Here is a 14532-nt window from a genome sequence, read left to right as displayed (position 1 = left end):
GGACTACTCTCCTCTGGGATCTGCCCCCGTGCCCTCCGGGGAGGACGTGCGGGCATCACGGTGTTCGGCTGCAGTGCCGGCCGCCGCATCCCCGTTGGCGTCGGATGCTGAGGGCGGTTCAACATCCTCGATGGTGTTGTCCCCGCCTGTTCCGGCTGTGATGGGCCTTCCGGCAATAACCGGCACTTGTTCATGTTCCCACGTTCTGGCGGCGATGTAGCGAACGGCCGAGTTTGCTACGGCCAGGATGGGTACCGAGAACAGGGCCCCGGGGATGCCCGCGAGGTAGGATCCGGCCGCGACGCTGAGGATCACTGCCACCGGGTGGAGGGATACTGCCTTGCCCATGACCAGGGGCTGCAGGATATGGCCTTCGAGTTGCTGGACCAGCAGGACGATGGCCAGCATGATCAGGGCGTTGATGGGGCCGTTGGCCACCAGGGCCAGGAGGACCGCGACGACGCCGGTCACCAGGGCACCGACCACCGGAATGAACGAGCCGAGGAAGACCAGCACGCCCAGCGGGAGGGCGAGCGGAACGCCGATGATGGCGGCGCCTACGCCGATGCCGAGGGCGTCGACGGCGGCCACGAACATCTGGATCCGGGCATAACTGACCATGGAGGCCCAGCCCTTGCGGCCCGCCCCGAAGGTGGCGGCCCGGGCCTTGCGGGGAAGCATCCGGACCAGGAAGGCCCAGATCCGGTCACCTTCCAGGAGGAAGAAGATCAGGATGAACAGCGAGAGCAGCATTCCCGCGGCGAAGTGGCCTGCGGTGCTGCCGAAGGACAGGGCACCGCTGAGGATGCTGCTGCTGTTGTTCTGCAGCGCGTCCGTGACTTCCTTGACGTACTGGTCGATCTGCGCGGCGGTCAGGTGGAGGGGGCCGGCTGAAAGCCAGTCCTGGACCTGGCGCACGCCTTCAAGCGCCTGCGAATAGAGCTCGCCGAAGCCCACGGCAAGCTGCCTGCCGACCAGTGCCAGCGCCCCGACAATGACGCCGACGAAGCCCAGGACAGTCGCGGCGACGGCGAGCCCGGCGGGAAGTCCGCGCCGCTTGAGCCAGGCGGTGACGGGGCTGAGGAGCCCGGCGAGGAGGGCAGCCACCATGATGGGGATGATCAGCAGGGTGATGTGGCTGAGCAGCCACACCAGAATCCCTGCCATCAGGAGGATCAGCCCCAGCCGCCACGACCAGGAGGCGGCGATGCGGATCCCGTAGGGAATGTCCTTGTCCAGTTCGCGGTCGGTCAGGACACGCAAGGGTGCAGCCGCAGCGGGTGCCGGCGCGGGGACCGGGCGGGCCAGGGTGACGTCATCCTCGTTTGGCTTCATATCCCAATACTTCCCCAGCCGCCGCCCAATGGGAAACTACCCCGCCGCCGTGCCGGGCCGGTAATCGATGCCCCATTCCATGCTGAAGGACCCGCCGGGAGCCAGCCACCGCAGGCCGTCGCCCGAGTTGAACGCATTCGCCGGCCCGGTCATGGGCTCCACGGCCACGGCGCGGTGCCGGCCCGGGTATACCGTGCTGACGTAGACGTGGACATAGCGGCAGTTTTCGTCCTGCCACAGCGACACCGCACTGCCGTCGGCCGCAGCGAGGGTGTGCCTGGCCCTGCCGCCGTCGAATTGCAGATCCGTCAGGGCGACGTCCACCGCCAGGCCGGCGATGTGTTGGCCGGAACGGAAATCGGTGTCCCCGTCAACCGGTGCCGGGCTGCGCGGAATCAGCCGCTCGTCCGTCACCAGCCTGGTGCCGGCTGCCACCGTCAGCTGCAGCTCCTCCACCGCGGCATCCCCCACCCTGAGGTAAGGGTGCGCACCCAGGACGAACGGCGCCGACGCCGTTCCGTCATTGCTCAGGGTCTGGCGGACTTCCAGCCCCAGGTCTCCGGACAGCCGGTATTCCACCCGGTGCCGGACCAGGAACGGATAGCCGTGCTGCGGAAAAACTGTGGCCTCCAGCGCCACGGAATGCTCCGACTGCCCCACCAGTGTATAGCCGGCGTTCCGGAGCAGCCCATGGCTTGCGTTGTTGCGGGACACCTCGGTGATGTCGAGCTGCTGCTTCCTGCCGTCGAGGAACCACACCCCGTCCTCCACCCTGTTGGCCCAGGGCGCCAGCGTTATTCCGGCACCACCGGGGGCAATCTCGTCATCACCATAGGTCTCGGTCAGCAGGACGCCGCCCCGGCTGAAGGAGCGGAGGCCGGCGGCGAGTTCGGTGACCACCGCCACGGCGTCGCCGCGGCGAAGCTCGTATTGCCGGCCGGTGGCGCAGGCGCGGGCGGTTTCAGGTGCGGGAATTTCCTGTTCGGAAGAGGCTGTCATGGGCTTTACCGTACAACGGGCAGCCCTTCGGCTCCATCAGGGCTCCTGTTACTTTTTGTTGTTAACTATTCATTCTTGATCGTTTATGCCAAACTTTTGATATGACAGGGATTACCAGTACCAAGCTCTCGGACGGCCGGGAGCTGATCTACTTCGACGATGCAGGCACCCGCACGTCGAGGGCAGACCACCTCACCACCGACCACCGTGGGCTTCCCCCGCGCGGGGAACCCGGCGAGGTACGCTTCGACGCGCTGACCCGCGAATGGGTGGCGGTTGCCGCCCACCGCCAGGCGCGCACCCACCTGCCGCCGGCAGACCAGTGTCCTATCTGTCCCACCACCCCCGGCAACGCCACGGAGATCCCGGCAGCCGATTACGACGTCGTGGTCTTCGAAAACCGTTTCCCCTCCCTGGGCCCGGCACTCGGGCCGGTGCCCGAAGACGCCGCATGGGGAACGAAAGGCCCTGCCTACGGCCGCTGTGAAGTGGTGTCATTCACGCCCGAGCACACCGGATCCTTCAGCGGCCTGAGCCCGGTACGGTCGCGGACGGTCATCGAAGCATGGTCCCACCGCACCGCTGCCCTGAGCGCCATGTCCGGCATCAAGCAGGTCTTCCCGTTCGAGAACCGGGGCGCGGACATCGGGGTAACGCTGCACCACCCGCATGGCCAGATCTACGCCTACCCCTATGTCACGCCCCGGGCCGGCGTCCTCGGCGCTGCCGCCCGCAAGTACTACGACGCAAAGGACGGCAGCGACACGTTGACCGGTTCGCTGCTGCGCGCCGAGCGGGAGGACGGCAGCAGGATGGTCCTGGAAGGGACGCATTTCAGCGCCTACGTTCCCTTCGCAGCGCGGTGGCCCCTGGAGATCCATCTGGTCCCCCACCGGCAGGTACCGGACCTGGCAGCACTGGGCGGAGAGGAAAAGGACGAGCTGGCGGAGGTCTACCTGGACCTGCTGAAGCGGGTGGATGCCCTCTACCCCACGCCCACGCCCTACATTTCCGCGTGGCACCAGGCGCCGCTGGACGACGTGCTGCGGCCCGCGGGCTACCTCCACCTCCAGCTGACCTCGCCCCGCCGGGCGGCCGATAAGCTGAAGTACCTGGCAGGATCGGAGGCGGCCATGGGCGCCTTCATCAACGACACCACCCCCGAAGATGTGGCGGAACGGCTGCGTACGGTTGCCCTGCCGCCGTCGGCCCATGCCGCCTCCCTGGCGGCCGCCCCGGAAGGAGCCTCCGCGTGAGCATTCAGGATCATGGCACCACGGCAACGTCCACCGGGAAGGATCTCAGCGCCCGTTTCGAGCAGGAGTTCGGCAACGCCCCGGACGGCGTGTGGCAGGCGCCAGGCCGGGTGAACCTGATCGGAGAACACACCGACTACAACGAAGGCTTCGTGCTGCCGTTCGCCATCGACCGCACCGCGCGGGTGGCCGTGGGCGTCCGCGGGGACAGCACCGTGCGGCTCCTGTCCACCTATGGCGACCAAGGCGTGGTCACAACATCCCTGGAGTCCGTGCAACCCGGAACGGCCAAGGGCTGGACCAAGTACCCACTCGGCGTGATGTGGGCCCTGCGGGAACGGGGCATCGATGTCCCGGGCATCGATCTGCTGCTGGATTCCAACGTTCCGCTGGGAGCCGGCCTGTCGTCGTCGCACGCCATCGAATGCGCCGTCATCACCGCTCTCAACGAGCTCACGGGGGCCGGCCTGGAGGCCCAGGACATGGTGCTGGCAACCCAGCGGGCGGAAAACGACTTTGTGGGCGCTCCCACGGGGATCATGGACCAGTCCGCCTCCCTGCGTGGCGCAAAGGGCCACGCCGTCTTCCTGGACTGCAGGGACCAAACGGCGAGCCTGGTTCCCTTCGAGACCGAACCCGCAGGCCTGGTGCTCCTGGTGATCGACACCAAGGTGTCGCACTCCCATGCGGACGGGGGCTACGCCTCGCGCCGGGCGTCCTGCGAGCTTGGGGCGGAGGTGCTGGGCGTGAAGGCGCTGAGGGACGTGGAGGTGGCCGATCTGGCGGAGGCCAGCGGCCTGCTGGACGAGGTCACCTTCCGCCGGGTGCGCCACGTGGTGACCGAGAACGACAGGGTGCTCCAGGCGGTCGAGCTCCTGGCCGGGCCCGGCCCGGGCGCCATTGGGCCCCTGCTGGACGCCAGCCACGCCTCAATGCGGGACGATTTCGAGATCTCCTGCCCGGAGCTGGATCTCGCCGTCGATACCTCGCGCGCCCATGGCGCCATCGGCGCCCGGATGACCGGCGGCGGGTTTGGCGGGGCGGCGATTGCACTGACACCTGTCGCTGCCGAGCAGGAGGTACGTGACGCAGTCGCCAAGGCCTTTGCCAGGGCCGGCTTCACCGCGCCGGACATCTTCACCGTCTCCCCTGCCGCCGGCGCCATGCGCCTCGCGTAGGTTGCTCCCATAAACGACAGTGGGCCCCACCAGCATCAGCTGGTGGGGCCCACTGTCGTTTCTTACGACGGCGGCAGGCGCATGGGTGCCTAGTCGTCGCCGCGGAGGATGGCCAGCAGGCGGATGATCTCCACGTACAGCCAGACAAGCGTGACGGTCAGGCCGAACGCCGCCGTCCAGGAGAACCGCTGCGGGGCGCCGTTGCGGACGCCCTCCTCAATGCTGGTGAAGTCCATGACCAGCGAGAACGCCGCCAGGCCGATGGCCAGCAGGCCGATGAGGACGCCGACGATGCCGCTCCGCAGGCCGAATGGTTCGTTGGTGACGCCCGTGAGCATCATGACCAGGTTGACCACCGAGAACAGGGCGTAGCCGGCAAGGGCAATCATGAAGAAGCGCATCGCCTTGGGCGTGGCGCGGACCTTGCCGCTCTTGAAGAGCAGCAGGGTGACGGCGAATACCGACAGCGTGCCGATCACTGCCTGCAGGCCGACCCCGGGGTACTGGGTATCCAGGATCCGGGTCAGGCCGCCGAGGAACAGCCCTTCGAGGGCTGCATAGGCAAGGATCAGGGCCGGTGAGGGCTGCTTCTTGAAGGTATTGACCAGGGCCAGGACAAAGCCGCCCAGGGCTCCGACAATCATGAGCATGGAGGCCAGCGACAGCCCGACCGTGAGGGTGATGGCCGCGCCTACCAGCACTGCACCAAGGCAGGCTGCGGTCTTCATGATGACGTCGTCGAAGGTCATCCGGCCCGTGTCCGCCGGGCCTGCCGACGGCTGGCTGTACATCTGGCGCAGCTGTTCGTCCGTCATGGACTGCGGCTGGGTGCCCCAGCCCTGCTGACCGTATGGTGCCTGGCCATAAGGCTGTTGGCCGTAAGGGCCCTGGCCGTACGACGCGCCATAGGGAGCCTGCGGGACAGGCGGTGCCTGGGTGGCTCCACGGAAATTCTTTCCGTTGAAGATCGGGTTGCCGCCAAGTGCCATTGCGGGATTCCTCCATGTGGGTGTGGGTGATGGTTGTGTGGTTACGCTACCAATTCCCACGAGGGGCCTGCTGGAGAAGTTCCCAGGGGGCCCGGTTGCAACCGAACCGTGACCGTTTCGTCCGGATCTGCACCGGGCCCCGCCGGGCCGGCTACCCCACGCCCAGGTAGGCCTCCTTGATGGAGGGATCCTCCAGCAGCTCTTTCCCGCTGCCGCTGTGCGTGATTTCGCCGGTTTCCAGCACGAAGGCCCGGTGCGCCCCGGCCAGGGCCTGGTTGGCGTTCTGCTCCACCATCAGGACGGTGGTGCCCTGGTTGTTGATCTCCTTGATGATCCTGAAAATCTGGCGGATGAACTGCGGGGCCAGTCCCATGGAGGGCTCGTCCAGCAGCAGCAGCTTCGGGTTGGACATCAGGGCGCGCCCGATGGCCAGCATCTGCTGCTCGCCGCCCGACATGGTTCCGCCAAACTGCTTTTCCCGCTCCTTCAGGCGCGGAAAGAGGTCAAAGACGCGGTCCAGGTCCTTGGCAACACCGCTTCTGTCCTTGCGGCCAAAAGTTCCCATGTCGAGGTTTTCCATCACGGTCATGCCCGGGAAGATCCCGCGTCCCTCGGGCGCCTGGGAAATTCCGTGAACCACCCGGATGTGGGCCTTCATCTTGGTGATGTCCTGCCCGGCGAAAGTAATTTTGCCTTCCGAGCAGTTCAGCAGGCCGGAGATGGTGCGCATGGTGGTGGTCTTGCCGGCACCGTTGGCACCGATCAGGGCCACCACCTCGCCTTCCTCCACGGTGAAGGAGATGTCCCGCAGCGCCTGGATCCGGCCGTAGTGGACGGAAACGTTCTCAAGCTCAAGCAACGTCATCTTCGGGCTCTCCTAGGTAGGCGGCAATTACGCGGGGGTCTTCACGGATCTCCCGGGGCAAACCATCCGCGATCTTCTTCCCGAATTCCAGCACGACGATCCGGTCTGTCACTCCCATCACGAGTTTCATGTCGTGCTCAATGAGCAGCACCGTGTAGCCCTCATCCCTGATGGTGCGGATGAGGGCCATCAGTTCTTCCTTCTCCGCCGGGTTGAAGCCGGCAGCGGGCTCATCCAGGCACAGCACCTTCGGATCGGTGGCCAGTGCCCGTGCGATTTCAAGCCTGCGCTGGTACCCGTACGGCAACTGCCGTGAAAGGACATGCGCGTGGGTGCTGATGCCCACGAAATCGAGCAGGGCCATGCCGCGCTCGATGGCAGACTTCTCTTCCCTGATGTGCGTGGGCAGGCGCAGCAATGCCCCGCCGACGCTGGTGCGGTGCCGGGCATCCAGGCCAACCACCACGTTCTCCAGGGCTGTCATTTCCCCGAAAAGGCGGATGTTCTGGAAGGTCCGGGACAGGCCCAGCCGGGTAATCTTGTGCTGCTTGATTCCGTTCAGGACCTGGCCTTCCAGGACCACCTTCCCGCTGGTGGGCTTGTAGACGCCGGTCATCGCATTGAAGCAGGTGGTCTTTCCGGCGCCGTTGGGGCCGATGAGCCCCAGGATCTCACCACGCTTGATGTTGAAGCTGATGTTGTCCAGTGCCACCAGGCCGCCGAACTTGATGGTGAGGTTCTGCACCTCCACGATGTTGTCGCCAACTGCGACCGCGATGTCGCGGTCCGGCGCCACTTTCTCGGCAAGTTCCTGGTCCACCCCGGCCTCGGCCAGGGCCTCTATGTCGATTTCGGGCGCAACAGCCGCGGAACCGTCCTGTGCCGGCTGTTCCTCCACGCTGCTGGAGCCGCTGTGCCTGTCCTCGGAGCTCATGCCTCCGCCCCTCTCTGTGCTGCAGCGCCTGCATCGGGACCTGCTGCGGGCTTGTCAGTGTCTTTGGCTCCCGAGGTATCGCGGCTGATGACCCTGTTCATTGCCGTGCGGCCGTACGCAAGCAGGCGCTGGCGTGCCGGGAGCAGCCCCTGGGACCGGAAGATCATGATGAGCACCAGCGCGACCCCGAAGATCAGGTACTTGTACTCGGCGATGGCCGTGAACCTCAGGGGGATGTAGCTGACCAGGGCCCCGCCAAGGATGGCGCCGACCTTGTTGCCGGCGCCGCCAAGGACGACGGCGGCCAGGAACAGGATGGACGTGGTGACGTCGAATTTCTGGTTGTTGACGAAGCCCACCTGGCCGGCGAACAAGGCACCGGACAGGCCGCCGATGGCAGCGCCAATGGCGAAGGCCCAGACCTTGTACTTGAAGGTGGGCACGCCCATGATTTCCGCGGCGTCCTCATCTTCGCGGATGGCGATCCAGGCACGGCCAACACGGCTGCGCTCCAGGTTGCCCACCAGGAGGGTGACGATGATGATGATAGTCAACGTCAGCCAGTACCAGGGCACGCCGTTCGAGTTGGAGAAGATCGGTGTTCCGTCAGGTTCGGTGCCCGGCGGGTGGCCCACGTTCTGGAAGCCCACCTGGCCCTTCATCGCGGGGATGATCGTGGCAAGGATGCGCACGATTTCGCCGAAGCCGAGCGTCACGATGGCAAGGTAGTCGCCCCTGAGGCGCAGGGTTGGCACGCCCAGCACCACGCCGAAGAACATGGTCACGGCCATGGCCACGGGAATGGTCCACAGGTACGGGATGTGCAGGAAGGGCGAGTCCGGGCTGGTCAGCATCGCCGCGCAGTAGGAGCCCACCGCGAAGAAGGCCACGTATCCCAGGTCCAGCAGGCCTGCGTATCCCACCACGACGTTCAGGCCTACGGCGATGAGCGCGAACCGGGCCATGTCAAAGCAGGCCAGGGCGAAGTTGTTGCCGGGCTCCGTGGTGATGATGGGCGGGTTGATCAACGGCAGCAGGTAGGCCAGGACCACCACGATGACCAGGAATGCCCACTGCTGCTGCCGGGACAAGGCATGCCAGCGGTCGGAGAAATATCCGCCTTTGCGCCCCCCTCGCTGCCGGAGCGCGCTCTTGCCTGCGGCTTTCGCTGAGGCTTCGCGTTCCTCCGCTGCCTGTTCCGCGGCTGCTGTCTGCAGCGGCGTCGGGCCGTCGGTCATGCTCATGCTTTGCTCCTTCCAAGGGAGGTTCCCAGGATGCCTTCGGGCCGCAGCAGCAGCACGAGCACCAGCACCACGAACGCCACGACGTCGGTCCACTGCGAGTTGCCGAGCAGGATCTGGCCGTAGTTGCCGATCAGGCCCAGCAGCAGGCCGCCCAGCAGCGCCCCGCGGACGTTTCCGATACCGCCGAGCACCGCCGCTGCGAACGCCTTGATTCCCAGGACAAAGCCGCCGCTGTACTGGACACCGGACGGGATTTTCATAACGTAGAACAATGCGGCGGCTCCTGCGAGCAGGCCTCCGATGACGAAGGTGGTAATAATGATGCGCTCTTTGTTGACGCCCATCAATGTTGCGGTGTCCGGGTCCTGGGCGACGGCCCGGATGCCGCGCCCGGTGCGGGACTTGCTGATGAACCTGTCGATGCCCACCATCATGATCACGGCCGCGATGATGATGACCAGCTGCTGGCTGTCGATGATGGTGCCGAAGACGTCGAAGATGGGCGTCGGCCGGAACATGGTCAGGGCAAGCTCCGGGCTGGGACCGCGCCACAGGTAGATGAGGTACTGGATGGTGAAGGAAGCGCCGATGGCGGTGATCAGGAAGACCAGGCGGGGCGCATTCCGTTGCCGCAGTGGCTTGTACGCGATCCGTTCCAGCAGGAACGCGGTCACGGCAGATGCAACCATCGCCAGGATCAGCGCAAGCAGCAGGTTCAGGATGATGGCCCAAATATCGAGCCTGGGAACCGAGGGCCCGAAGCCCAGGCTGCTGAGGGTGAAGAAGACGGCATAGCAGCCGACAATGAAGACTTCCGAGTGGGCGAAGTTGATCAGGTTCAGCACGCCGTAAACCAGGGTGTAGCCGAGCGCTACAAGCGCGTAGATCGCCCCGAAGGTGAGGCCGTCAAAGGTTGCGCTCCAGAAGTTCTCGACCAGGGACGGAATGTCGAAGGTGATCCAGTCGTTTTCGGTGGGAAGTAAAGGGACAAGTGAGGGAAGCATGGAAACATCTCGATCCAGTTGAACGCGGCCTTTTGGGCCCGGCCGTGGGACTTGTGTCTAGTGACGTTACGTGGTCCTGGGCTGCTGCCAAGCGAAGAAAAGGCTGTGGGGGCCTGCTGATGCTGGCCCCCACAGCCGTTGCCTCGTGCCGGGCTGCTACTCGCCGATGGGACCGACGGGAACGATCTTCCCGTTTTCCACCTTGTAGCCGTATACGGTCGGAGCCTGGAGCTCGCCCTTGGCATCCCACTTGTAGTGCTTGCTCAGGCCGTCCTTGTCGTATGCCTTAACCCAGGCCAGCAGGTCGGGGCGGCTCTGCTTGCCGGCGTCGATGCCGGACAGGAGAACAGTTGCGGCGTCGTAGCCTTCGATCGAGTACGTTCCGGGTTCTGCACCCTTGGAGATGTCCTTGTAAGCCGATGCGAAATCGGTGATCAGCTCACCGGGGATGCAGGGGCAGGTGAAGTACGCGTTGTTGGACGCGTCGCCGGCCTGCTTGATGAACTGGTCATCCTTCACGCCATCGGGTGCCACGAACGTGCCCGTGAAGCCCTTCCCGACCAACTGCTGGTCGAACGGTGCACCCTCGGCGTAGTAGCCGGCGTAGAACACCGCATCTGCCTTGGCGTTCATGATCTTTGAGATAACGGCCGAGAAGTCCTTCTGGCCGGTGGTCACCTTCTCCGTGCCCGCCAGTGCGCTGCCGAGGCCGGCGGAGGTGGAGGTGCCCAGGCCAATGCCGTAATCGGAGTCGTCCTGCACGAGGTACACCTTCTTGGCGCCGAGCTTTCCGGTGAGGAACTTGGCGGCCGCCGGACCCTGGACGGCGTCATTGCCGAGGCCCCGGAAGAAGGTGGTCCAACCGTTCTGGGTCAGGCTGGGGTTGGTGGCCGACGGCGTGATGTGGACCAGGCCCTTCTGCTCGAAGATGTTGCCCGTGGCCTTGGACTCGCCCGAGAACGGAAGGCCAATGACGCCCACGATGTCCGGCTCGCTCACGAGCTGCGTGACCGGGCCGGTGGCCTTGTTGGGGTCACCTTCGGTATCGAACTTCTTGAACTGGACCTGGCAGCCCGGGTTGGCCTTGTTGTGCTGGTCGATGGCCAGCTGGATGCCGTTGAAGATGTTGACGCCGAGCTGGGCGTTGGGACCGGTCTGGGCGCCGGCGTAGGCAAGCGTGGTGGTTGAGGGGCAGGTAGCCTTGCCGTCGCCGGCCGGTTTCACCGCACCGGCAGGAACATCAACTTTCGAAATGGCGGGGATGTTCACCTTGCTGGACGAGCCCGAGCTTTCGGTGGTGCCGGTGCCCGACTGGTTGGCGCAGGCCGACAGCAGCATGCTGAGTGTGGCTGCTGCCGCCAGCGAGGTGAGGACTTTCTTTCGGTACATTTGTCTGCCTTCCGAAACAGGGCCATGCGATGCGTGCGGATCAATGGGGCGCTTCGGCGCCCGGAATGGACCAGGAATTCCTGATTCAGCTTCAAGCTAGTGCATAGATGCCAGCGAAACTAAGTGACTGAGGTCACAGCCTTATAACAGTAGTTTTCTGTGGGGAATTAAACGCCGAAAGCCGCCTGCTCACAGGCGGCTTTCGGATGTCCGGGAAGGTGGCGCGGCGGCCGGGACAGGTGTACCCCAGGTGGGACTCGAACCCACAACACGCGGATTTTAAGTCCGCTGCCTCTGCCAATTGGGCTACTGGGGCGCCGGGTCAATGGTACCTGCCCGGGACGCATTGGCTGGAAACGCCGACGGCGGCCGGCCCCGGAGAGGGGACGGCCGCCGTCGGACGCTGTAAAGCTCCGTGGAGCGGGCAAACGCTACTTGGCGTTGGCCGACACCGTTTCCTTGGGAGCGGAAACAGCGGTCGAGCCGGAGCCGCCGGCCGGAGCAGCCGCGGCTGCCGGCTTCGGAGCCGGGGTGGCTGCTGCGACGAAGGCGCCGCGCGGGTTGTCCAGGTCCATCAGCTGGGTGGTGTCGCGGCCGGCGAAGAAACCGATGATCCAGTTCAGGATGACGCGGAACTTGCGCTCGAACGTGGGCATGGCCATGCCGTGGTAGCCGCGGTGGGCCAGCCAGGCGAGTCCGCCCTTGAGGCCGATGCGGCCCAGGAGGTTGATGTTGGCAACGCCCTTCCACTCGCCGAAACCGGCCACGGCACCCAGGTTCTTGTGCTTGTAGTCCGTCAGCGGCTTGTCCCAGCGCGAGGCCCACAGGTTCTTGGCGAGGCGCTTGGCCTGGCGCAGGGCGTGCTGGGCGTTGGGGACGCAGGTGCCGTCGGGCAGGCCCTTGCCGGTGAGGTCCGGGACGGCGGCGATGTCGCCGGCTGCCCAGGCGTTCTCAATGATGCCTTCATCGCCGGCGATCCGCAGGTCCGGCAGGACGCGGACGCGGCCACGGGGCTCCAGCGGGAAATCGGTGGAGCGGACCATCGGGTTCGCCTGCACGCCGGCGGTCCAGACGAGGGTGTCCGCCTCGAATTCCTGGGCGGGGGTCTTGTCCGGGAGGTTGATGAGCTTCAGGGTGCCTTCGGCGCTGTCCAGCGAGGTGTTCAGCAGGACTTCGATGCCGCGGCTGCGCAGGTGCTCAACCACCCAGTCTGCCTGCTTGGCGGTGACCTCGGGCATGATCCGGCCCATGGCCTCGACCAGGACGAAGCGGACTTCCTCCTGCTTGATGCGGGGGTTGTTCCGGACCGCGGCGCGGGCGAGGTCTTCCATTTCGGTGATGCATTCGATCCCGGCGAAGCCACCGCCGACCACCACGAAGGTGAGGGCCTTGGCGCGCGCTGCGGGGTCGGTCATGGTGGAGGCAACCTCGATGCGCTCCAGCAGCTTGTTGCGCAGTGCAACAGCTTCCTCAATGGTCTTCAGGCCGATGCCCTTGTCCGCCAGGCCCTTGATCGGGAAGGTGCGGGTGATGGCGCCGGCTGCGAGCACGACGTCAAAGTAGGGAATTTCAAAGTTTTCGCCGCCGTCGGCGGGAGCCACCACAGCCGTGCGGTTTTCATGGTCAATTGAGGTGACGCGGCCCTGGATCAGCTCCGTCTGCTTGAGGTGCTGGCGGTGGGACACCACTGCGTGGCGGGCTTCGATGTTGCCGCCGGCGACCTCGGGGAGGAAGGGCTGGTAGGTCATGTAGGGCAGCGGATCGACGACGGTGACGATGCCACCGGCGTTTGCGATCTTCTTCTGCAGTTTCAGTGCTACGTACAGGCCGACGTACCCGCCGCCGACGACGAGTACCCTGGGACGGTCCTGGAGCTGTGGGGTGGTTGCCATAGTTTAAGGATAGCGCAGTTTGTGAAAATCTTCACTAACTAGGCCGGTGGTCCGTAATCTGCGGATTCCGGCGCGTTTGCACCCGGTCCACCACTCCCGTGTCGGCTTCTTCCCTGGCAAGGGATGGGTTGCGGGCGGCCCTCCGGATCTGGATAGCAGCGGCCGCGATGATCGCCACGAAGAGTGCCCCAAAACCGATCACGACGGCGGCGCCAATGGCACTGTCCCGCTGCGACGGCGCCTTGGCTGCCGGCACCGTGGCTTCGGGCAGCGTCGGCGCCGCGCTGGGCACTGACGTGGCGGTGGGCAGCGGGGTGGCGGGAGCGGCGTTGCCCCGGCGGTGTACCCGGATCCATTCGGCGATGGTGCCGAGCGGGTTTGTTGATACCTCGGGGACGTCGGCCTTGAGCGCTGCCTCGGCGTTGAGGATGCCGTAACCGTACAACGGGTCCTTGCCCGGGGCGCCGGCGTCCTTTGCCGTGGAAACAATTCTGTTGATCACCTGTTCGGCGCTCATGTCCGGCCATCTGGAACGGATCAGTGCGGCGACGCCGGCAACGATCGGCGTGGAACCGGACGTGCCGGCCCACTCCGCGTAGCCGCCCCCGGGCAGCCCGCCCAGGAGGTTTTCGGCAGGAGCGGCCACGCCGATGCTGATGCCCTGGGACGAAGCATCCACACTGGCCAGGTTCTTCCGGTCCAGGCCGGCCACCGTGAGGACGCCGGGGATCGTGGCCGGGGCACCTACCTGGGTATTGCCGCCCACCCGGTTGCCGGCAGCGGCGACGATGACCACGTCCTTTTGCTCGGCGTAGAGGAAGGCGGCGTCCCAGCTTTGCGGCCATTGGGGCGTGGTGCTGCCAAGCGAGATGTTGATGACCTTGGCGCCGTTGTCCACGGCCCAGCGGACTGCTTCGGGAATCTGGTCCTGGTCGCTCTTGCCGGAGGGGTTGGGTGAGCCCAGCCAGGTGGAAACGGACATGAGCTGGGCTTCCGGCGCCACGCCCATGATGCCGTCCGGGGGTGTTCCTGCCGGTCCGGGGCTGGGGCTTGGGCTGGCGCTGGCCGGCTGGTGTCCGCGGCCTGCGAGCATGGTGGCCACCAGGGTGCCGTGCTCAGGTTTGGAACCCACGCTCTTCTGGCCGTCCGGCTGGCCTGAGCCGGACGCGTCGTATCCGCCTGCAACCGCGCCCTTGAGATCGGGGTGCTTGGCATCGATTCCGCTGTCGATGACTGCCACCTTCACGCCGGCGCCCTTGGACACTTCCCAGGCCTTGGTGATGCCGGAGTCGGCCAGCCAGTATTCTTTGTCGCGCCATTCGTCAGCCTGGGCGGCGGGCGCGGTAAAGATGCCGGCACATACGCAGCATGCGGCCAGGAGAACGGACATAACGGCCGCCAGGGCACGGTGCACGGGCGGGGTGGATGCTGGAGTCGGGTGCATGAA

12 protein-coding genes and 1 tRNA gene are annotated in these 14532 nt (G+C 65.7%); 2 read left to right on the top strand and 11 right to left on the bottom strand.

Annotation, left to right across the window (positions count from 1 at the left end; translation table 11 throughout):
• Positions 1 to 3 precede the first annotated feature (3 nt).
• A complete protein-coding gene (locus tag PUN71_RS08240) occupies positions 4 to 1335 on the bottom strand; it encodes an AI-2E family transporter (protein WP_277798014.1) in 1332 nt (443 codons plus the stop codon).
• A gap of 36 nt (positions 1336 to 1371) precedes the next feature.
• Positions 1372 to 2334 carry an aldose 1-epimerase family protein gene (locus tag PUN71_RS08235; RefSeq protein WP_277798013.1) on the bottom strand — a complete coding sequence of 321 codons (963 nt, stop codon included), beginning with the start codon at positions 2332 to 2334 and terminating at the stop codon, positions 1372 to 1374.
• A 101-nt stretch (positions 2335 to 2435) separates the two neighbouring features.
• Between PUN71_RS08235 and galT the strand changes: the two genes are divergently transcribed.
• Entirely contained in the window at positions 2436 to 3590 is a 1155-nt protein-coding gene (gene galT / locus PUN71_RS08230) for a galactose-1-phosphate uridylyltransferase (protein ID WP_277798012.1), read from the top strand.
• Positions 3587 to 4768, top strand: coding sequence for a galactokinase (gene galK / locus PUN71_RS08225; RefSeq protein WP_277798011.1), 1182 nt, complete (start codon positions 3587 to 3589; stop codon positions 4766 to 4768). The genes galT and galK overlap by 4 nt, the downstream gene beginning before the upstream one ends.
• Positions 4769 to 4857: 89 nt before the next feature.
• On the opposite strand, the gene PUN71_RS08220 is transcribed toward galK, so the two are convergent.
• The 9 genes from PUN71_RS08220 to PUN71_RS08180 all read right to left on the bottom strand — a co-directional run bounded on the left by PUN71_RS08220 (position 4858) and on the right by PUN71_RS08180 (position 14529).
• A complete protein-coding gene (locus tag PUN71_RS08220) occupies positions 4858 to 5757 on the bottom strand; it encodes a Bax inhibitor-1/YccA family protein (RefSeq protein WP_043450493.1) in 900 nt (299 codons plus the stop codon).
• 151 nt (positions 5758 to 5908) lie between these two features.
• On the bottom strand, positions 5909 to 6622 hold the full coding sequence (locus tag PUN71_RS08215; RefSeq protein ID WP_043450494.1) for an ABC transporter ATP-binding protein: 714 nt from the start codon (positions 6620 to 6622) through the stop codon (positions 5909 to 5911).
• Positions 6609 to 7556, bottom strand: coding sequence for an ABC transporter ATP-binding protein (locus tag PUN71_RS08210; protein WP_043450496.1), 948 nt, complete (start codon positions 7554 to 7556; stop codon positions 6609 to 6611). The genes PUN71_RS08215 and PUN71_RS08210 overlap by 14 nt, the downstream gene beginning before the upstream one ends.
• The gene (locus tag PUN71_RS08205; RefSeq protein WP_277798010.1) at positions 7553 to 8800 is read right to left on the bottom strand and encodes a branched-chain amino acid ABC transporter permease; all 1248 of its coding nucleotides are present in this window, start codon (positions 8798 to 8800) and stop codon (positions 7553 to 7555) included. Before PUN71_RS08205 ends, PUN71_RS08210 begins: the two co-directional genes overlap by 4 nt.
• Complete coding sequence (locus PUN71_RS08200) at positions 8797 to 9804, bottom strand: branched-chain amino acid ABC transporter permease (RefSeq protein WP_043450499.1); 1008 nt, start codon at positions 9802 to 9804, stop codon at positions 8797 to 8799. The genes PUN71_RS08205 and PUN71_RS08200 overlap by 4 nt, the downstream gene beginning before the upstream one ends.
• Before the next feature lie 156 nt (positions 9805 to 9960).
• The gene (locus tag PUN71_RS08195) at positions 9961 to 11193 is read right to left on the bottom strand and encodes a branched-chain amino acid ABC transporter substrate-binding protein (RefSeq protein ID WP_043450501.1); all 1233 of its coding nucleotides are present in this window, start codon (positions 11191 to 11193) and stop codon (positions 9961 to 9963) included.
• Positions 11194 to 11435: 242 nt separating this feature from the next.
• Positions 11436 to 11509 (bottom strand) — tRNA-Leu (locus PUN71_RS08190).
• 115 nt (positions 11510 to 11624) lie between these two features.
• A complete protein-coding gene (locus PUN71_RS08185; RefSeq protein ID WP_277798009.1) occupies positions 11625 to 13085 on the bottom strand; it encodes an NAD(P)/FAD-dependent oxidoreductase in 1461 nt (486 codons plus the stop codon).
• 34 nt (positions 13086 to 13119) lie between these two features.
• Positions 13120 to 14529, bottom strand: coding sequence for a S8 family serine peptidase (locus tag PUN71_RS08180; protein ID WP_277798008.1), 1410 nt, complete (start codon positions 14527 to 14529; stop codon positions 13120 to 13122).
• Between the last annotated feature and the right edge of the window lie 3 nt (positions 14530 to 14532).

The sequence above is a fragment of the Arthrobacter sp. NQ7 genome (assembly GCF_029581595.2).
GTDB classification, from domain to species: domain Bacteria; phylum Actinomycetota; class Actinomycetes; order Actinomycetales; family Micrococcaceae; genus Arthrobacter; species Arthrobacter phenanthrenivorans_B.
The sequence above is the reverse complement of the archived record's forward strand: the minus strand, read 5'-3'. Positions and strand labels throughout refer to the sequence as shown.